We start from the raw sequence: 18637 nt of genomic DNA, 5'->3' as shown, positions 1-18637 counted from the left end.
CATGCCCCTGTTCGGCCTCACGCGGCAGAAGCCGCGCCACTTCCGCGACATGTTCCGCATCGCGTGGGAGAACCGCGACGAGTTGCCCTTCGCCTGGCGCATCCTGCGCCACGGGGTGTGCGACGGCTGCGCGCTCGGCACGTCGGGCCTGAGGGACTGGACGCTGAAGGGCACGCACCTGTGCATGGTGCGGCTCGAGCTGCTGCGACTGAACACGGCTCCAGCGCTCGACCCGGCCGTGCTGCGCGACGTGTCGGCGCTGACATCGGCCTCGTCGGCCGACCTGCGATCGCTCGGACGCCTGCCCGAACCCCTGCTCCGCCGCGCCGGCGAGCCGGGCTTCCGTGTCGTGTCGTGGGACGAGGCGCTCGACCGGATTGCGGCGGAGATGCGCGGCATCGATCCGCACCGCGCGGCGTTCTTCATGACCTCGCGCGGCATCACCAACGAGACGTACTACGCAGCGCAGAAGGCGGCGCGCGTGCTCGGCACCGCGCACGTCGACAACGCGGCGCGCCTCTGCCATGCGGCGTCGACCATCGCGATGAAGGCGGCCCTCGGCCACGGCGCGTCCACCTGCAGCTACACCGACTGGATCGGCGCCGACCTCATCGTGTTCTTCGGCTCCAACGCCGCCAACAACCAGCCGGTCACGACCAAGTACCTCCACTACGCCAAGGCACGCGGCGCGCAGGTGGCCGTGGTCAACACGTACCGCGAGCCCGGCCTCGATCGGTACTGGGTGCCGTCCATCCCCTCGTCGGCGGTCTTCGGCACGCGCATCGCCGATCACTGGTTCGACGTCCACACCGGCGGGGATCTCGCCTTCCTCGTCGGCGTCCTGCGCGCGCTGGTCGAGATGGGCGGCGTCGACGAGGCCTTCGTCCGCGAGCACACCACCGGCTTCGACGAGGCGCGCAGCCGTGCCCTGGCAGCCGACTGGGACACCCTGGCCCGCGAGAGCGGGAGCACGGCCGAGCGCATGCGCGACTTCGCGCGCCTGCTGATGGACCGTCCTAACGCGGTGCTCATCTGGTCGATGGGCCTGACGCAGCACGCGCATGGCGTGCAGACGGTGGCGGCACTGCTCAACGTGGGTCTCGCGCGGGGCCTGCCCGGGCGGCCCAACCGTGGCCTCGTGCCGATCCGCGGCCACTCGGGCGTGCAGGGCGGCGCCGAGATGGGCTGCGTGCCGACCGTCGAGGCCGCGACGCGCGCGCGATGGCAGCAGGTGTGGGGAGTTCAGGTGCCCGACACGCCTGGCTGGACCACGGCAGAGATGATCGAGCACGCGGCCGACGGTGACGTCGACCTGTTCTGGATCGTCGGCGGCAACTTCCTCGAGACGCTGCCCGACCAGGCGCGCACGCGCGCCGCCTTGCGTCGGCCGCGGCTGCGCGTGCACCAGGACATCGTGCTGTCGTCGGGCATGCTCGCTGACGGCGAAGGCGACGTGCTGATCCTGCCGGCGACCACCCGGTACGAGTCACCGGGTGGCGGCACCGAGACCTCCACCGAGCGCCGCGTCATCTTCTCGCCGGAGATCGAGGGGCGGCGCATCGGATCGGCGCGGCCCGAGTGGCAGGTCATCGGCGAGGCCGTGGCACGCGCGTTCCCGGACCGGGCGCCGCACGTGCGGTTCGCGAGCGCGGCGGCCATCCGCGAGGAGATCGCCCGCGCGATTCCCCTCTACGCCGGGATCGAACACCTCGCGCGCCAGGGCGACCAGTTCCAGTGGGGCGGGCCGACGCTATATGCCGACGGCCGCTTCGCCACCGCCGACGGAAAGGCGCGGTTCGCGCCGGTCGACGTCGCGCGTCCGGCCCACGCCGCCGTCATGGAGATCGAGGGACTGCCCGACACGTCGCGGGCCTTCCGTGTCTCGACGCGGCGCGGCAAGCAGTTCAACTCGATGATCCAGCGCGAGGTGGACCCGCTGACCGGCGCGAGCCGCGACGAGATCCTGATCAGCGAGGACGACCTGGCCCGGCTCGGGCTGCGCGACGGCGACGCGGTGCGCCTGCGCGCGAGGGCCGGGAGTTATCAGGGGCGGCTCAAGGCGGCGGCCATCCTGCCCGGCAACCTCGAGGTGCACTGGCCCGAGGGCAACGTGCTGCTGTCCTCGTCGGCCATCGACCACGCGTCGATGGAGCCTGACTACAACGCCGTCGTCGTCCTGGAGCCGGGGGATGCGTCGACCTGAAGGTCGACGCCCACGGACTGACGAGTTCGTGGCGGTCGAACTTCAGTTCGACCGACCGCCGTGGTGAGCGGTCATGCTGCCTTTCGCGCCGGATCGCGGAAGAAGAGCAGGAACAGCACGAGCACCGCGACGGCGCCCCATGCGGGCAGGCGCCAGATCGCCGCCCAGTCGTACCCGCCGTGGCTGCCGCCGACGCCAGGGAGCGCATGCGCGGCCAGCACCCGGCCGGCCAGCAGGGTGCCGACGAACGCCCCCGCGCCCCACAGGATGAAGGCGATCAACCCCTGCGCCGCGCCGCGGATCCGCGCGTTGGCTTCCTCGTCGACGTACAACTGCCCGGCGATGAACAGGAAGTCGTAGCACACCCCGTGCACGCCGATCGCGAGGAACACGAGCAGCGTCTGGGCCGCCGGCGCGTGCACGCTCGCCGACAGGGCGAAGTACCGTGCCACCCACGCGAGGATGCCGACGACGATCGTCCGCTTGTACCCCAGCGTCTTCAGGAACACCGGCAGCAGGAACAGGAACACCACGTCGGACACCTGCGCCAGCGTCATCTTGGCGGCGATGCCCTGCCACTGCAGGTCCGTGAGGTAGATGCTGAGCATCACGAAGTAGAAGTAGAGCGGGATGCAGATCAGGAACATGCAGGCGATGAAGATCGCGAAGGCCGGCTTGCCGAGCAGCGCCAGGGCATCCAGCCCCAGCACCTCGCCGAGCGACACGTCGGCGCCCGTCTTCTTCGGCGGCGTGTGCGGCAGCGTGAGGGCGAAGAGCCCGAAGGCGATCGAACTCGCGCCGGCCAGGTAGAACTGCAGCGCGCGCTGCTCGGCGGCCAGCAGGCTGAGCACGACGCCGGCGACGAACCACCCCACCGCCGAGAAGACCTTGACGCGCGGGAAGTCGCGGGCCGCGTCGGCCAGGTGGTGCATCGAGAGCGAGTTGCCGAGCGCCAGCGTCGGCACGAAGATGGCGCAGTACAGGATCAGCGCCGGGTAGAAGGTGGCAAACGTGCGCATCCGCGGCAGCAGGCAGAGCACCACCCCGCCGGCCAACCCGAGCACCGCCAGGATCCGCTCGGTGGCGAAGTACCGGTCGGCCACCAGGCCGACGAAGAACGGCGAGATCATCGCGCCGATGGCGAACGCGCCGTACGCCAGGCCCACCTGCCCGCCGTCGAAGCCGAGCGTGTGCGCGAGGTAGGTCCCCATGCTGGCGTACCAGCACCCCCAGATGAAGTACTGCAGGAACATGAACGTCGACAGCGTCACCTTCAGCCTTGACTGGCCCGTCTCCAACGACACACCTCGCTCTCCGGATGGCGAAGCATAGCCTGCGCAGCCGTCGCACCGCTGCCGTATAATCCGGGGCCACGCGCGCCATGGCCGTCCTCCCCCCGGACCGCGACTCCTCCCGTGCCCCTGCGCCCGACGGCGCCGGCCACGCCCCCCAGCTTGCACATGGGGGCGCGGAGTGGATCATCGACGCCCGCGGCTGCGACGCCGACGTGCTGCGCGATGGCGCCCGTCTCGCCGCGCTGTTCGACCGCCTGATCGCCGACCTCCGCCTGACGCCGGTGGCGCCGGCGGTGTGGCACCGCTTCCCGGGTCCGGGCGGCCTCACGGGGTTCGTCGTCCTGGCCGAATCGCACCTGGCCTGTCACACGTTTCCGGAGCACGGCTCCATCTGCGTGAACGTGTTCTGCTGCCGCGCCCGCGCCGACTTCGATGCCGCGGCGGTGATGGCCGAGGAGCTCGGCGCCACCGACACGCTGGTGCGCCGGGTGGACCGCGCCTATGCGCCGGCCGGGACGGTCCTGGCATGAGGGGCCCGGCGGGACGCTGTCCCAACTGCGGCGCGCCGGTGCGGTACCGCTGGTCGAGCGCCGTGCAGACCACCTGCGAGAGCTGCCGCTCGGTCATCGTCCGCCACGACGTCGACATCGAGACGATTGGCGAGATCGCCGACCTGCCGCCGGACGCCTCGCCCATCCAGCTCGGCACCCAGGGCTCACTCGACGGGCAGGCCTTCACCGTCGTCGGCCGCATCGTCTACGAGTACGAGCAGGGCAGGTGGAACGAGTGGCACCTCGTGTACGACAACGGCACGAGCGGATGGCTGTCGGACGCCCAGCTCGAGTTCGCCGTGTCCAGCGTGGTGACGCCGGACCAGCCGCTCCCGCCGCTCGACCGTGTCACGGTCGGCGTCGATTACACGTGGAACGGCCGCCCCCTGAAGGTCACGACGATGACCGTCGCCCACTACAAGGGCGTCGAGGGCGAGCTGCCGTTCGAGTACTGGGGCAAGGACGACGTGTCGTTCGTGGACCTGCGGGGACACGACGCGACGTTCGGCACCATCGACTACAGCGACGACGCGCCGTTGCTGTTCATCGGTCGGCTGGTGGCCTTCGAGGAACTGAACCTCCGCAACCTGCGGACCTTCGACGCCAGCGACGCGTCGAAGGGGCTCGCCGGCTTCAACTGCGCCAACTGCGGCGCGGCGGTGGAGCTGCGCGCGCTGTCGCATACCCTCTCGGTCGCGTGCACCAGTTGCGGCGCGGTGATCGACGCCAGGGACCGCAACGTCGTGGCCCTGCAGGATGCGGCGGCGCGCGAGTGGATCCGGCCCGTGATCCCGCTCGGCAGCCGCGGGCAGTGGGCCGGCCAGCCCTACGACGTGATCGGCTTCCAGCAGCGGTCGGTCACCGTGGACGGCACGCGCTACCCGTGGGACGAGTACGTGCTGTTCAACCCGTACCACGGCTTCCGGTACCTCACGGCCTACAACGGCCACTGGAACGACGTCACCCCGGTGCGCGAGCTGCCCGCCCAGGCGATGACCTCGCGCGGCATCGGCCAGTCGCAGGGCGGCAACACGTTCAAGCACTTCCAGCGCGCGACGGCGCGCACCGACTACGTGCTCGGCGAGTTCCCGTGGCGCGCGCAGGCCGGCGAATCGGTCGAGACCGACGACTACGTCGATCCGCCCTTCATGCTCTCGGCCGAGGGGACGGCGCAGGAGCGCACGTGGTCGCGCGGCGTCTACACGGACCCGAAGCAGATCTGGCAGGCGTTCCAGGTGCCCGGGGATCCCCCCGTGCCCGAGGGCGTCTTCGCCAACCAGCCCAATCCGTACGTCGAGAAGTCGCGGGCGCTCTGGCGGGCCTTCCGCTGGCTCGCCGGCCTGCTGCTGGTGCTGATGCTGTGGCGGCTGATCAGCGGCGGCAGCGAGCAGGTGTTCTCGGGAGGCTACACGTACGTCCCGGGCCAGCCCGAGTCGTCGTTCGTCACGCCCACCTTCACGCTGAAGAGCGCCGGCACGGTGGACGTGAAGATCCTCACCAGCATCACGAACTCCTGGATCGGCTTCGACGTCGCGCTGGTCAACCTCGACACGGGCGAGGCTCAGAACGTCGACGCCGAGATCGGCTACTACGCCGGCGTCGAGGGCGGCGAGTCGTGGACCGAGGGCAGCAGGTCGGCGCTGATGACCCTGCCGCGCATGCCCGCCGGCCAGTACTACCTGCGCGTCGAGCCGGAAGGGCCGGCCGGGGTCACGGTGCCCTACACGATCAGCGTCCGTCGCGACGTGCCCGACCCGACCCCGTACCTGCTCGGGATCGTGCTGCTGTTGATCCGGCCCCTGTGGATCTGGTTCCGCAAGAACATCTTCGAGCACAAGCGCGACCAGGAGAGCGACTACGCCTCCTCGGGCTCCGACGACGACGATGACGATGACGAGTAGGCGGGAGGCCGCATGCGCCGCGCAGTGATCTACCTCGTGTTCGGCCTGCTCACCACGGGCTGGGCCGTCAACGCCGACCGATCGGGCTGGCTGACCGGCGCCACGGTGGTGCGCAACGTGCCGCGCTCGATCCGTGACAACCCCGGCGCCTACCGCTCGCTCTACAACGGCGCGCCCCGCTACTTCGGAGGGAAGTGATCGATGGAAGCCACGCTGCTCACCAACCTGATCGCCGCCGTCGTCTTCGCGGCACTCGGCATCTTCACCCTCTTCGCCACGTTCGTCGTCGCCGACCTGCTGACGCCCTACGAGCTGTGGAAGGAGATCGTCGAGAAGCACAACGTCGCGCTGGCGATCCTCGTCGGCGCGTTCGCGCTCGGCATGTCGATCATCATCGCCGCCGCGATCCACTGACCCGCCGTCGCGCGTGCGGCGCTCCGGCGGGCATGCGGCCGAGAGCCGGGCCCCCGCGGCATTCCGGCATCGCGGCAATCCGGCATCCTCGTGACCGCTGCCCTCCTCGCCTCCGTCCTGCTGATCGCCGCCTGCGGGCTCATCTACGAGCTCGTGGCCGGCGCGCTCGCCAGTTACCTGCTCGGCGACAGCGTCACGCAGTTCTCCACCGTCATCGGCACGTACCTGTTCGCGATGGGCGTCGGCTCCTGGCTCTCGCGCTTCGTCGGTCGCGGCCTCGCCGCCCGCTTCGTCCTCGTGGAGATCATGGTGGGCGTGGTCGGCGGCTTCTCGTCGGCCATCCTCTTCCTCGCCTTCGCCTACACCGACGCGTTCCGGCTGCTGCTCTACGTGCTGGTGCTCGTGGTCGGCACGCTGGTCGGCCTCGAGATCCCGCTCCTGATGCGGCTGCTGCGCGACCGCTTCGAGTTCAAGGACGTGGTCGCCAACGTCCTCACCTTCGACTACCTCGGGGCGCTCGGTGCCTCGCTGCTCTTCCCCATCGTCCTGGTGCCCAGGCTGGGGCTCGTACGCGCGCCGATGCTGTTCGGCGCGCTCAACGTGCTCGTCGCCCTGTGGACCACGTCGGTCCTGCGCGACTCGATCGGGGCAGCGACGCGCCGCGTCCTGCAGGCGACCTGCGCCATCGCCCTGGCCGCCCTGGGCATCGGCCTGTGGCGCGCCAACGACATCCTGGACCTGGCCGAGGCCAACCTGTACGCCGACGAGGTGGTGCTCGCCCGCACGACGCCGTACCAGCGCATCGTGCTCACCGCCTGGAAGGGCGACCTGCGGCTGTTCCTCAACGCCAACCTGCAGTTCAGCTCACGCGACGAGTACCGCTACCACGAGGCGCTGGTGCACCCGGGCCTGGCGGCGCTGCCCTCGGCGCGGCGGGTGCTGATCCTGGGCGGCGGCGACGGCCTGGCCCTGCGCGAGGTGCTGCGCCACCCCGGGGTGCAGCAGGTGACGCTGGTCGACCTCGATCCCGAGATGACCCGCCTGTTCTCGACGCACAACGAGCTGCGCCGGCTCAATGGCGGCGCCTTGCGCGATCCCCGCGTGCGGATCGTCAACGCCGACGCGTTCTCGTGGCTCGACACGCCAGGCGAGTCGTTCGACTTCGCCATCGTCGACTTTCCCGACCCGTCGAACTTCTCGCTCGGCAAGCTGTACACCACGACGTTCTACCGGATGCTCGCGGCGCGGCTGTCGCCCGGCGCCACGTTCGTGGTGCAGGCGACCTCGCCGCTCTTCGCGCGACAGGCGTACTGGTGCATCGTCGCGACCATCGAGCAGGCGGGACTGGTGACGGCGCCCTACCACGTGTACGTGCCGTCGTTCGGGGAATGGGGCTACGTGCTGGCGGGCGCGCAGCGGCCGGCGGTGCCGACGTCGCTGCCGCCGGGCCTGCGATTCCTCGACGTCCGCTCGCTGCCGGAGCTGTTCGACTTCCCGCTCGACATGGCGCGCGTGCCGGTCGAGCCCAACCGGCTGCACACGCAGGCGCTCGTGCGCTACTACGAGCGCGAGTGGAATGCGATCAACAAGTAGGTCCGCGGATCGGGGATCGCGGAGCGGGGATCGGGCTCACCTCCGGCCGTCGCTGCGGCAGAGCGGCATTCGCGGCATCGCGGCACCCTCGTGATCACAGATCGCCGTACCTTCCTGTCGGCAGCCCTCGTCGGGCTCACGCGCAAGGCGGGGCGCGCCATCGCGGGCGGCTTCGTCAACGAGTCGCAGGTGCGCGGTCACCGACTGCGCGACGGCGTCGGGCTGCCGGCGGGGCGCGACTCCCGCCGCGCCGGCGTCGTCATCGTCGGCGGCGGGATGGCGGGACTGTGCGCCGGCTGGCGCCTGCTGAAGCGGGGATTCACGGACTTCGTGATCCTCGAGATGGAGCCCGAGGCCGGCGGCAACGCACGGTTCGGCGAGAACGAGGTGTCGGCCTACCCCTGGGGTGCCCACTACGTGCCCGTCCCCGGCGCCGCGGCCGGTCTCGTGCGCGAGATCTTCAGCGACCTGGGCGTCTACGACGGCACGAACTGGGACGAGCGTCACCTGGTCCACGCCCCCGACGAGCGCCTCTTCATCCACGGCCGGTGGCAGGAAGGGCTCGAGCCGCAGGTCGGGCCGACGCGGCGCGACCGCGACCAGTTCGCGCGCTTCGCAGCCCGCATGGAAGCGCTGCGCGGTACCGGGCGCTTCACGATCCCGATGGCCGCGTCGTTCGACCCGGCGCATCCGCCACCCGAGGATGCGCTGTCGATGGCCGCCTGGCTCGATCGCGAGGGGTTCGACTCGCCGTGGCTCCGCTGGCAGGTCGACTACGCGTGCCGCGACGACTACGGCGGCCTGGCCCGCGACGTCTCGGCATGGGCCGGCCTGCTGTACTTCGCCGCCCGCGACGCCGACGACACCGGGCCGCTCACCTGGCCCGAAGGCAACGGCTGGATTGCACGCCGGCTGCTGCAGCGATTGGGCGCTCGCGTCCGCACGGACGAGGCGACGTATCGCGTCACGCGGTCCGGTCGCGGCTGGCTGGTGCAGTCGACGGCCGCGACCTGGTCTGCCGAGGCGGTGATCGTCGCCGCGCCGCTGCACGTCGCGACGCGCGTCGTCGAGGGCGCGCCGCCCGCCAGGGTGACCTCGTCGCCGTGGGTGACCGCCAACCTGACCCTCGATCGCTGGCCCGCCGAGCGCTGGTTCCCTGTGGCCTGGGACAACGTGCTCTACGACTCGCCGGCCCTCGGGTACGTCGTCGCCACGCACCAGGCCCTGCGGCGGCACGTTCCGCGTACCGTCTGGACGTACTACTGGGCGCTCGCGCACCAGCCGGCGATCGACGCGCGACGGTGGCTCCTGGCGCAGGAGTACGGGACGCTTCGCGACAGGATCCTCGGCGACCTCTCCCGGGCCCATCCCGACATTCGTGAGTGCGTGTCGCGCGTCGACATCATGCGGTTCGGGCACGCGATGGTCCGCCCGACGCCGGGATTGCTGTCCGACCCGGCGTGGCAGGCGGCCCGACGCGGCCTGGATCGGCTGTTCTTCGCGCACTCGGATCTAAGCGCCCTGCCGCTCTTCGAGGAAGCGCAGGCCCGTGGCGTCGAGGCTGCAGACCGTGCGCTGGCCGCCCTCTCGGGCCAGCATCGTCGGTAGCGCGGGACGGGACGGCCCCGCGCGGGAGCTTCGGACCGGCAGCGGCCGCACCGCCCCGACGACGGAGACGCGCATCGCGTCTCCCCGGCCTCCCCGGCTCGTCCTTGTGCGCCCGTCCGCCGTCCGTCGTTCTTGAATCTGTTCGCCCGTTCCAGTCGCCCTGAAGGCCGAGTCGCCACCTCCCAGCGCCTCGCCGTGGAGGTACGTTCATGTCCATCGGTCACCCCCGCATACTCGGCGCGCGCGCCCGCAGCGCGCGCGGCTTCACCCTCATCGAACTGCTCGTCGTCATCGCGATCATCGCGATTCTCATCGGGTTGCTGCTGCCTGCCGTGCAGAAGGTGCGCGAGGCGGCCAATCGATCCCAGGCGAGCAACAACCTCAAGCAACTCGGACTCGCGGTGCACAACTACCACGCGCGCCAGGGGCGCCTGCCGGACAGCCTCGAGGACATCCTCGTCGCCGACGGCGCCGCCCCGTTTGGGGACGCCCGCGACGGGTACAAGTTCGTGGCGCTTCGGCTGTCGCGCACAGGCGTGTCGCTGCTGGCCGAGCCGGTGCCCGGGATCACCGGGAGCGACAGCCTGGTACTCGACATCGACATGGTCGAGGGCCGCCTGGTGGCGTCCGACATCCGGTCGTTCCCGACACCCGGCGCGGGCGCCGCGCGGCAACGCATGTTCGCGCTGATCGATCGGGCGCAGATCGAGGCGATCGGCGCGTTGTTCGGGCTCCTGCCGTACGTCGAGCAGACCGACTTCGGGTTGCTGCTCCCGGCCATCCTCGCGCATCCGGGCGCGGACGTCGACGCGGCGCTGCGTTCCCTCTCCGACAACGGGAAGACGCTCGCGATCAGCGACCTGCAGTACGTGGGGAATCCGGCGTTCTGCGACGGATCGGTGCGCGTGTTCTGCGACGGGTCGGTCCGGCCGATCTTCGCGCGGTTCGTCGCCGAGGTGCTTCGGGCCATGCAGATCGGGGCCAACGGCGAGAACGGCCTGCTGCTGCCGGCCGTCCAGTTGCCCCAGGGAATCGGGCACCCGGGCGCGTTCACGTTCACGGAACTGCGCCAGGGGATCAGCGCGATGGTGATCGACGCGCCGCTGCGCAGGGAACTGCTGGCGCTGGTAAAGGACGCGGCGGCGGCCGCCAAGGCCGGGCAGACGCCGTTGAAGGAGAGCCTGCTGGCGACGGTCATCGCGCGGCTCCAGCAGGGACGCGGCACGGCCCTGCCCGCGGTGCAGGCCGACGGCCTGATCGCAATCGCCGGGAGTCTCTGATCGGACCTGGGGCCGGCCGCCGATGCGTCCGTCGGCGGCCAGGCCCGAGTCGCCCGGCTTGACGCGCGTGTTGGCGACACATATCGTCGGCACCATGCCACAGCGCCTCGAGGCCCGGGTTCGGCAGCGCCGGTTCCGCAGTCGGCGCGAGGCGGCCTTCGTCGGACTGCTGGTGGTGGGTGAGCACCTCCGCGTCAGGCTGGAGGCGGTCTGCGAGCGCCACGGCATCACCCACACGCAGTACAACCTGCTGCGGATCCTGCGCGGCGCGCCCCCCGAAGGCCATCCGCGTTACGAGATCGCCAACCGGCTGGTGAGCCGCGCCCCTGACGTCACCCGGCTGCTGGATCGGCTCGACCGGCTCGGCTTCATCGAGCGGGGCTGGGCGCCCGACAACCGACGGCTGTCGGTCGCCCGCATCACCGACGAGGGCCGCGCGCTGCTGGCGGCCGTCGACCCCGAGATCGCCGCGCTCCAGGACGAGACCCTGGGGGCGCTCACGGGTCCGCAGGTGGAGTCGCTCGTCGGCATCCTCGACGTGCTCACGCCCTGACCCACGCGGCCGCAGGGAACCTCGCGGTGTGGCGCACGTATCATGTGTTGCCAACACGTTTTGTTTGGCACACACATGAACGTCGGTCGCCTGCCCGACGACCGTCCCCACAGGAGCGTCCCGTGCTGTTCCGGTCCCTCGCCCTCACCCTCGCCATCGTCTCGGTGGCCGTGCACGCCGCCACCACCCTTCCGCAACCGGCCCGCAGTCCGTGGGGCCCCGACGACCAGATCGGGACGCTGAACATGATGACGCCAGCGTCGCGGCAGGCCGTCATGGCCCGCGCCGATGCCGGTCGGCTGTACGACCTCTCGGTGGAGTACTTCGTCGGCATGCCGAGCTGGCACCTGCTGGGCGACCCCCGCTACCAGTACTGGCTGACCCACACCCCGCGTGGCACGGCCGTCGACGATCCGGCGGGTGTCGGCGCCGCGAAGAACGCCCTGGTCGCCTACACCGGCGATGCGGTGTCGATGTACACGCACACCGGCACGCACATCGACGCGCTGAACCACTTCGGCTTGCGCGGCGCGATCTGGAACGGGTTCACCGCCGACCAGCACCTCGGCGACCGCGGCTGGCGCAAGGCCGGCGTCGAGCAGTTCCCGCCAATCGTCGCGCGCGGCGTGCTGATCGACGTGGCCGGCCTGAAGGGCCTGCCGGTGCTGCCCGACGGCTATCGCATCTCCGCGGCCGACCTGCAGGCAGCCCTGCGACGGCAGCGGGTCGACGTCGAGCCCGGCGACGTCGTGCTGATCCGGGGCGGACGCATGACGACGTGGCCAGACGTGGACAGGTACGTCCTGAACCAGCCCGGGTTGTCGCTGGAGGCGGCGCGCTGGCTCGCCGAAGAGCGGCAGGCCATGGTCATCGGGGGTGACAACCTGAGTCTCGAGCACTTCCCCGTCGAGCCCGGCCCATCGTGGGTGCCTGTCCACACATACCTGCTGGCGCAGCGTGGGATCCCGATCGTGGAGGTGGTCGATCTCGAGGCGCTTGCCCGCGACGGCGTCCACGAGTTCGCATTCGTCGCCGCCTCGCTGAAGTTCCGTGGCGCATCGGCGGCGCCCTTCCGGCCCATCGCCATGCCCTTGCGGGTCCGCGAATGAGGTCCTGGCCGCGCCCCACGAAAGGCAGAGCTTGTGAGATAACCTTGGGGCGTTCCATCCACTGCCTTGCCGTGCGGCGCGGTCTCGCCGCCCTCACGAGAGCGTCGCCGTGACCGCACCCCTGACCCCTGAACACATCCTGCAGACCGGCCTCGCGTTCTGGGCGTCCAAGACCCTGCTGAGCGCCGTGGAGATGGGCGTCTTCACGGAGCTCGCACGGGGCCCCGAGCCGTTCGCGGTCCTCTCCGGGCGCCTCGGGCTCCATCCCCGCTCGGCACGCGACTTCCTCGACGCGCTCGTCGCGCTCGGGTTCCTCACCCGCTCGGGCGACCAGTACGCGAACACCCCGCAGACCGACCTGTTCCTGGATCGGCACAAGCCCTCGTATATCGGCGGGATGCTGGAGATGGCCAACCATCGCCTGTACCCGTTCTGGGGACACCTGACGGAGGCCCTGCGCACCGGGCTGCCGCAGAACGAGATCAAGTCCGGCGGCCCGGGCCTGTTCGAGTCGCTGTACGCCGATCCTGCTCGCCTCAGGGAGTTCCTGGCGGCGATGAGCGGCATCAGCCGCGGCGCGAACCTGGCGATCGCGCACGACTTCCCGTGGTCGGAGTACCGCACCTACGTCGACGTCGGCACGGCGCAGGGTGATCTCGCCAGTCAGATCGCGCTCGCCAACCCGCACCTGCAGGGCCAGGGGTTCGACCTGCCGGAAGTGGCGCCCGTCTTCGAGGAGTACGTCGCCGGGCTCGGCCTGGCCGATCGGCTGACGTTCGCGCCGGGCAACTTCTTCGAGTCCGACCTGCCGAAGGCCGACGTCATCCTGATGGGCCACATCCTGCACGACTGGGATCTGCCCACCAAGCAGATGCTGATCGGCAAGGCGTTCGCGTCGCTGCCGGCCGGCGGCGCCCTCGTGATCTACGAGTCGATCATCGACGACGACCGCTCGACGAACGCGTTCGGGCTGATGATGAGCCTGAACATGCTGATTGAGACGCCCGGAGGCTTCGACTACACGGGTGCCGACTGCGCCGGCTGGATGCGCGAGGCCGGCTTCTCGTTGACGCGGGTCGAGCACCTCGTCGGCCCTGACTCGATGGTCATCGGGATCAAGTGAGCATCTGCGCCATCACCGCCCTGCAACGCGTCGGACTGGCGCTCGGCGTCAGCGCCCTTGCCGCATGCGGTCCCGCACCGTCCCGGCACGATGCCGCCACCGCGCGCGTGGTTGCGGCCGACACCGAGCCCGGCAGCTGGCTGTCGCACGGCCGCACGTACAGCGAGCAGCGCTACAGCCCGCTCGCGCGGATCACCACGGCCAACGTCGGCAGGCTGGGGCTCGCGTGGTCGTACGACCTCGGCATGAACCGCGGGGCCGAGGCCACGCCGATCGTCCGCGACGGCGTGATGTACGTCACCTCGGCGTGGAGCATCGTCCACGCCATCGACGCGAGGACCGGCGCGAAGCGGTGGGTGTACGACCCGAAGGTGAGTCGCGAGGTCGGACCGAAGGCCTGCTGCGACGTGGTGAACCGCGGCGTCGCGGTGCACGGCGACCGCGTGTACGTGGGCGTGATCGACGGCCGGCTCGTGGCCCTCGATGCCGCATCGGGCCGCGTCGCGTGGGAGACGGTCACCGTCGACCAGTCGCAGCCCTACACGATCACCGGTGCGCCGCGCGTCGCCGACGGGCTGGTGTTCATCGGCAACGGCGGCGCCGAGTACGGCGTGCGCGGCTACGTGTCGGCCTACGACGCCCAGACGGGCGCGCTCCGCTGGCGCTTCTATACCGTGCCCGGCGACCCGGCGAAGGGGCCTGACGGCGCGGCGTCCGACGCGGTGCTCGAGCGGATGCGCGCAACGTGGACCGGCGCGTGGTGGAAGGACGGGGGTGGCGGCACGGTCTGGGACGCCATCGTCTACGACCCGGAGTTCGAGCAGGTGCTGGTCGGCGTCGGCAATGGCTCGCCGTGGAACCAGCAGGTGCGATCCCCGGGCGGCGGCGACAACCTGTTCCTCGCCTCGATCGTCGCCCTGGACGCGAAGACGGGCGCCTACAAGTGGCACTACCAGACCACGCCCGGCGAGACGTGGGACTACACCGCCACGCAGCCGATCATGCTGGCCGACCTCACCATCGGCGGCGTGCCGCGCAAGGTCGCGATGCAGGCGCCCAAGAACGGGTTCTTCTACGTCATCGACCGCGCCAACGGCCAGCTGATCTCCGCCGACCCGTACCTGGACCTCAAGCCAGCCACGGACACGCCGGCCGGCGCGCCGATTGCCTGGGCGCACGCCGTGGACATGAAGACCGGCCGGCCGATCGAGAACCCCGAGGCGCGCTTCAAGGCGGGGACCGCGCTCATCCACCCCAACCCTGACGGCGGGCACAACTGGCACCCGATGGCGTACAGCCCCCGGACCGGGCTGGTCTACATCCCGATCCAGGACGGCGCCATCGACTACACCCACGACACGGCCTACAGGCGCCTCGAGGGCTTCCAGAACCTCGGGGTCCTCATCGGCACGCTGCCCGACGACCTGCAAGTGCGCAAGGCGATCCGCAACAGCTATCGCGGCGCCCTGCTCGCATGGGATCCCGTGGCGCGCAAGGTGGCATGGCGCGCGGCGCGGCGCGGGCCGTACAACGGCGGCACGCTGGCCGTGGCCGGCGACGTCGTGTTCCAGGGCACCGTCGACGGGCACTTCCTCGCCATGGACGCCAAGACGGGCAAGGAGCTCTGGTCGTTCGACAACCAGGCCGCGACGCTCGCCGGCCCGGTGAGCTACGAGATCGATGGCGAGCAGTACGTGTCGGTGCCGGCCGGCTACGGCGGCGTGTTCTTCCTGATCAACGGCCTGTTCCTGCCCCGGGAAGGCTCGCCGACCAATGCGCACGTGTACACGTTCAAGCTCGGAGGTTCGGCGCCGGCGCCGGTGTTCCGCTTCACGCGTGTCCCGACGCCGAAGCCGCCATCCCTCCCGGTGAGCGAGGCGGAGTACCGCCGCGGCGGTCTCCTGTACGACACGTACTGCCTGCAGTGCCACGGCATCGCCGCGATCACCGGCGGCGTGCTGCCGGACCTGCGCAAGTCCGGGCGCCTGCAGGACGCCGCGCTGTGGAAGGCCGCGGTCGTCGAGGAAGCCCTGTCGACGCGCGGCATGCCGCGGTTCGGCAAGCAGATCTCCCCGGCCGACGCGGAGTTGATCCGCGCCTACGTGGCCAGGCAGGCCGCGCTGCTGTACCAGGACGAGCAGGCGTCGCCGACGACAGCCACGCACTGAGGAGGCCGCACCGTTGGTCACTACGGCGTGCAGTGGTCGGCGATGGCTCCCTGCAGTGCCGTCACGTCGTCGTAGCCCAGCGCGGCGGCGGCCTTGGCGATGCCCTTGTACTGGCTGGCCAGCGCCGACACCGACTGCCCCGTGCAATTGGCAGCGCCGGGACTCCCGGCAAACGCGACACGAGGCGTCACCTCCGCAAAGCTCGCCCCGACCCTGATTTCGTCGACCGAATAGGCACCCGACGAGTAGATGCCCAACCGGGTCACGGCACCGACGTTGATGTCGGACTTGACGGTGCCGGTCGACGGTTCGCCACCACCCGGGGTCGGGTTGACGTACAGCGTGAAGACGTCGTTGCCAGGCAGGAAGTCCGCACGCACGACCAGCAGGGCCGTCTGCCCGACCACGACAGGTACGCCAGAACTGACCTGTCCGCTTCCTCCGCGGGTTTCGAGGACATAGCTCCCGGTGTCGCCGCCGCCGCCCTTGCCGATGAACAGTTCGTTGGCAGGCCCACCGGCGACGGTCACGCCGAAATAGCCACTGTAGATGCCCGCGTTCAGTGTCCCGAGCGGGCGCACGAGGAAACTGATGTACATGGTCGAGTAGTCCGCGCCACCCGCCTGCAGGAGGTTGCGGACGGCGCCGTTCAAGGTCGTGAAGGCTCCGCCGGACACCCGGCCACCACTGGTCTGCAGCCCCTGGAAGGCCAGCGAGTCGACCTGCACGGTGTATCCAGCCGCCAGGACGTTGAAGCCGCCCTGCGTCCAGGCGCCGGCCAGTCCCTGTCCGGTCGCAAACTGCGGAAACGTCGGCTGAAAGCCCTCGTAGACCCCTTGTGCGTGGATCGGTGGCGCGGCCACCGACAATACGAGGCAGGACAGGACGGCTGGAATGATGGTGTGCCTGACGGACATGGCGGATTCCCTCCGGGTCGTCGGTGAGTCAATCTCCGTGATCTTCACGATGCAGCCCGCGGCCGGCTGCGTTCAGTCCTGCACGCACCAGACGGCGGCCAGGGATGTGCACCACTGGCCGCCCACGAACAGCCGCGGCGTCCTCGGTCCTGGTTCCTGGTCGAACGACGCCACCAGTCCCCCTCCTTCCTCGCTCGTCCAGCCGCCGCAGTGATTGGGACCGTATTCGAACAGGCCGCTTCGCACCCACGCCCGGCCTGAGGTGGAGCCCGACGGGGGACCGGCGCCCGAGTCCACGTTGGTCACGCCCAGTGTGCGTTCGTAGCGCAGCATCGCTGGCACGGAGATCTCGAAGACCGATGCCATGTGATACCCGGCGGCGCACGCGGTCAGGGCCTGGCTACCCGTGTGTGTCGTCCTGGTCATGTAGTAGGCGCGACGCGGGTCTGCGTTCTTCGGGGGAGCCGCCTCCACGGCGAACTGATGATGGAGTGCCGCTGCGACGACGAGGCAGGCGAAGGCAACGCCCGGGATCGTCATGGTCTTCGTATCGGGCCTGGCGTGCATGGCTCCTCCGACGGGCGGCGTCCCCGCCCACTGCGCTCGTTCAGTCCTGGATGCACCAGACAGAGGCCGGGGCCGCGCAGTCGTGAGTGCCCATCTGTAGAAGGGCTCTGGATTCGTAGTCGGGATTCAAGGTCGCCGCCGCCCCCAATCCCACCTCGCTCGTCCATGCATCGCAGTGCGGCCCGAGGGAATCACCCGTGCGCACCCACGCGACGCCGGCCTCTCCGGACGGCGGACCGACGCCCGAGTCGAAGGTCGCCGCGCCCAGTGCGGTGTCGTACCGCAGCACCGAGGGGACGAAGATCTCGAAGACCGACGCCGTGTGGAACCCGGCGGCGCACGCGGTCAGCACCTGGCTTCCGGTGTGGGTCGTCCCGGTCATGTAGTAGGCGCGTCGCGGGTCCGCGTTCCTGGGAGGGGCGGCCTCGACGGTGAACTGATGATGGAGCGCAGCGAGAACGAGCAGGGCGACGGCGGCGCCCGGGAGACTGAGGGTCTTCGTGGTGTGCATCGTGCGCATGGCTCTTCCCACGGTGGGCTCGCGCCCGAATGCGCCCGCGAGGCCATCGGGCCTCGAGACGCCGGTTCCAGCTCTGGCCGACTTGCCCGATTGATGGAGCGGAGCGTAGGATGGCCGCATCGCCGATGTCTGGGGCAACTCGGGGGAATTCCGAGGGAGAAACGGGGGATCGCGCTCATGCGCGTTTCGGCCCCGTGACGCTGGACGTAGTCGCGCGCCGGGTCTCGTGCGACGGCACCCCCCTGCACCTGACACCCAAGGCATTCGACCTGCTCGCCTTCCTCGTGCGGGAAGCACCACGAGTGGTACCCAAGGCGGAGCTGCACCGGGCACTCTGGCCAGACACGTTCGTCTCGGACGCCGCGCTCGCGAGCCTCGTGAAGGAGGTGCGGCGAGAGCTGCGAGAGAAGGACCACGCCGTGGACCTGATCCGGACGGTGCACGGCATCGGCTACGCCGTCGGGACGGTTGTCGAAGCGGCGCCTGTCACCGAGCCCGATGCCCTGCACTGGGTCGAGATCGACGGTCGGCGCATCCGCCTGGCGACCGGCGACAACGCGATCGGTCGGGACCCGGCGTCGCGGGTCTGGCTGGACTTCGCGAGTGTCTCGCGGCGCCACGCGTCCATCCTCGTCGACGCGACGGGCGCCATGCTCGAGGATCTCGGCAGCAAGAACGGCACGCGTGTCGGGACGACGACGGTCCTCGGCCAGGTGCGCTTGCAAGAGGGTGACGTGGTTCATGTCGGCGCGATCCGAATGGTCTATCGGACCTCCGTGACCGGAATGCCGACCGAGACGCACCGTGGCGCCTGAGCCCCCACGCGCCCTTCCTG

At 70.4% G+C, this 18637-nt stretch carries 17 protein-coding genes; 13 read left to right on the top strand and 4 right to left on the bottom strand.

The window, feature by feature from the left end; all coding sequences use genetic code 11:
• The first annotated feature begins 1 nt into the window (after nucleotide 1).
• Nucleotides 2-2203 (top strand): FdhF/YdeP family oxidoreductase, encoded by a 2202-nt coding sequence (locus TBR22_RS04955; RefSeq protein WP_239491850.1) that lies wholly within the window; start codon nucleotides 2-4, stop codon nucleotides 2201-2203.
• A gap of 71 nt (nucleotides 2204-2274) precedes the next feature.
• Here the strand turns inward: TBR22_RS04955 and TBR22_RS04950 are convergent, their stop codons facing one another.
• The gene (locus TBR22_RS04950; protein ID WP_239491849.1) at nucleotides 2275-3507 is read right to left on the bottom strand and encodes an MFS transporter; all 1233 of its coding nucleotides are present in this window, start codon (nucleotides 3505-3507) and stop codon (nucleotides 2275-2277) included.
• Between the two features lie 77 nt (nucleotides 3508-3584).
• On the opposite strand from TBR22_RS04950, the gene speD reads away from it, so the two are divergent.
• From speD to TBR22_RS04895, 11 genes are all read left to right on the top strand, one after another.
• Nucleotides 3585-4028 (top strand): S-adenosylmethionine decarboxylase, encoded by a 444-nt coding sequence (gene speD, locus TBR22_RS04945; protein ID WP_239491848.1) that lies wholly within the window; start codon nucleotides 3585-3587, stop codon nucleotides 4026-4028.
• A 62-nt stretch (nucleotides 4029-4090) separates the two neighbouring features.
• Complete coding sequence (locus TBR22_RS04940; protein WP_239491847.1) at nucleotides 4091-5950, top strand: DUF4178 domain-containing protein; 1860 nt, start codon at nucleotides 4091-4093, stop codon at nucleotides 5948-5950.
• A 12-nt stretch (nucleotides 5951-5962) separates the two neighbouring features.
• A complete protein-coding gene (locus TBR22_RS04935) occupies nucleotides 5963-6148 on the top strand; it encodes a hypothetical protein (RefSeq protein WP_239491846.1) in 186 nt (61 codons plus the stop codon).
• Between the two features lie 3 nt (nucleotides 6149-6151).
• Nucleotides 6152-6364: a DUF350 domain-containing protein gene (locus TBR22_RS04930; RefSeq protein WP_239491845.1), complete on the top strand. Its 213-nt coding sequence runs from the start codon at nucleotides 6152-6154 to the stop codon at nucleotides 6362-6364.
• Nucleotides 6365-6454: 90 nt separating this feature from the next.
• Nucleotides 6455-7957, top strand: a complete 1503-nt coding sequence (locus tag TBR22_RS04925; RefSeq protein ID WP_239491844.1) for a polyamine aminopropyltransferase — start codon at nucleotides 6455-6457, stop codon at nucleotides 7955-7957.
• Between the two features lie 90 nt (nucleotides 7958-8047).
• Nucleotides 8048-9565 carry an FAD-dependent oxidoreductase gene (locus TBR22_RS04920; protein ID WP_239491843.1) on the top strand — a complete coding sequence of 506 codons (1518 nt, stop codon included), beginning with the start codon at nucleotides 8048-8050 and terminating at the stop codon, nucleotides 9563-9565.
• 209 nt (nucleotides 9566-9774) lie between these two features.
• A complete protein-coding gene (locus tag TBR22_RS04915; protein ID WP_239491842.1) occupies nucleotides 9775-10845 on the top strand; it encodes a type II secretion system protein in 1071 nt (356 codons plus the stop codon).
• Between the two features lie 94 nt (nucleotides 10846-10939).
• Nucleotides 10940-11398 carry a MarR family winged helix-turn-helix transcriptional regulator gene (locus TBR22_RS04910; protein WP_239491841.1) on the top strand — a complete coding sequence of 153 codons (459 nt, stop codon included), beginning with the start codon at nucleotides 10940-10942 and terminating at the stop codon, nucleotides 11396-11398.
• A gap of 122 nt (nucleotides 11399-11520) precedes the next feature.
• A complete protein-coding gene (locus TBR22_RS04905; RefSeq protein WP_239491840.1) occupies nucleotides 11521-12507 on the top strand; it encodes a cyclase family protein in 987 nt (328 codons plus the stop codon).
• A 109-nt stretch (nucleotides 12508-12616) separates the two neighbouring features.
• Nucleotides 12617-13630: an acetylserotonin O-methyltransferase gene (locus TBR22_RS04900; protein WP_239491839.1), complete on the top strand. Its 1014-nt coding sequence runs from the start codon at nucleotides 12617-12619 to the stop codon at nucleotides 13628-13630.
• Nucleotides 13627-15798 (top strand): PQQ-dependent dehydrogenase, methanol/ethanol family, encoded by a 2172-nt coding sequence (locus TBR22_RS04895; protein ID WP_239491838.1) that lies wholly within the window; start codon nucleotides 13627-13629, stop codon nucleotides 15796-15798. The genes TBR22_RS04900 and TBR22_RS04895 overlap by 4 nt, the downstream gene beginning before the upstream one ends.
• 20 nt (nucleotides 15799-15818) lie before the next feature.
• Here the strand turns inward: TBR22_RS04895 and TBR22_RS04890 are convergent, their stop codons facing one another.
• The 3 genes from TBR22_RS04890 to TBR22_RS04880 all read right to left on the bottom strand — a co-directional run bounded on the left by TBR22_RS04890 (nucleotide 15819) and on the right by TBR22_RS04880 (nucleotide 17793).
• The gene (locus TBR22_RS04890) at nucleotides 15819-16715 is read right to left on the bottom strand and encodes a hypothetical protein (RefSeq protein ID WP_239491837.1); all 897 of its coding nucleotides are present in this window, start codon (nucleotides 16713-16715) and stop codon (nucleotides 15819-15821) included.
• A gap of 72 nt (nucleotides 16716-16787) precedes the next feature.
• A complete protein-coding gene (locus TBR22_RS04885) occupies nucleotides 16788-17282 on the bottom strand; it encodes a hypothetical protein (RefSeq protein ID WP_239491836.1) in 495 nt (164 codons plus the stop codon).
• Nucleotides 17283-17322: 40 nt separating this feature from the next.
• Nucleotides 17323-17793 (bottom strand): hypothetical protein, encoded by a 471-nt coding sequence (locus tag TBR22_RS04880; protein WP_239491835.1) that lies wholly within the window; start codon nucleotides 17791-17793, stop codon nucleotides 17323-17325.
• Between the two features lie 119 nt (nucleotides 17794-17912).
• Here TBR22_RS04880 and TBR22_RS04875 point away from each other — a divergent pair, with 119 nt between their 5' ends.
• Nucleotides 17913-18617, top strand: coding sequence for a winged helix-turn-helix domain-containing protein (locus TBR22_RS04875; RefSeq protein ID WP_239491834.1), 705 nt, complete (start codon nucleotides 17913-17915; stop codon nucleotides 18615-18617).
• Nucleotides 18618-18637: the final 20 nt, after the last annotated feature.

Source organism: Luteitalea sp. TBR-22, from assembly GCF_016865485.1.
Classification (GTDB): domain Bacteria; phylum Acidobacteriota; class Vicinamibacteria; order Vicinamibacterales; family Vicinamibacteraceae; genus Luteitalea.
The sequence above is the reverse complement of the archived record's forward strand: the minus strand, read 5'-3'. Positions and strand labels throughout refer to the sequence as shown.

Bases quoted from the DNA above. Each gene is read 5' to 3' on its own strand.
- TBR22_RS04955 (WP_239491850.1), top strand. From the start codon at position 2: ATGCCCCTGTTCGGCCTCACGCGGCAGAAGCCGCGCCACTTCCGCGAC.
- speD (WP_239491848.1), top strand. From the start codon at position 3,585: ATGGCCGTCCTCCCCCCGGACCGCGACTCCTCCCGTGCCCCTGCGCCC.
- TBR22_RS04935 (WP_239491846.1), top strand. From the start codon at position 5,963: ATGCGCCGCGCAGTGATCTACCTCGTGTTCGGCCTGCTCACCACGGGC.
- TBR22_RS04930 (WP_239491845.1), top strand. From the start codon at position 6,152: ATGGAAGCCACGCTGCTCACCAACCTGATCGCCGCCGTCGTCTTCGCG.
- TBR22_RS04915 (WP_239491842.1), top strand. From the start codon at position 9,775: ATGTCCATCGGTCACCCCCGCATACTCGGCGCGCGCGCCCGCAGCGCG.
- TBR22_RS04910 (WP_239491841.1), top strand. From the start codon at position 10,940: ATGCCACAGCGCCTCGAGGCCCGGGTTCGGCAGCGCCGGTTCCGCAGT.
- TBR22_RS04890 (WP_239491837.1), bottom strand. From the start codon at position 16,715: ATGTCCGTCAGGCACACCATCATTCCAGCCGTCCTGTCCTGCCTCGTA.
- TBR22_RS04885 (WP_239491836.1), bottom strand. From the start codon at position 17,282: ATGCACGCCAGGCCCGATACGAAGACCATGACGATCCCGGGCGTTGCC.
- TBR22_RS04880 (WP_239491835.1), bottom strand. From the start codon at position 17,793: ATGCACACCACGAAGACCCTCAGTCTCCCGGGCGCCGCCGTCGCCCTG.
- TBR22_RS04875 (WP_239491834.1), top strand. From the start codon at position 17,913: ATGGCCGCATCGCCGATGTCTGGGGCAACTCGGGGGAATTCCGAGGGA.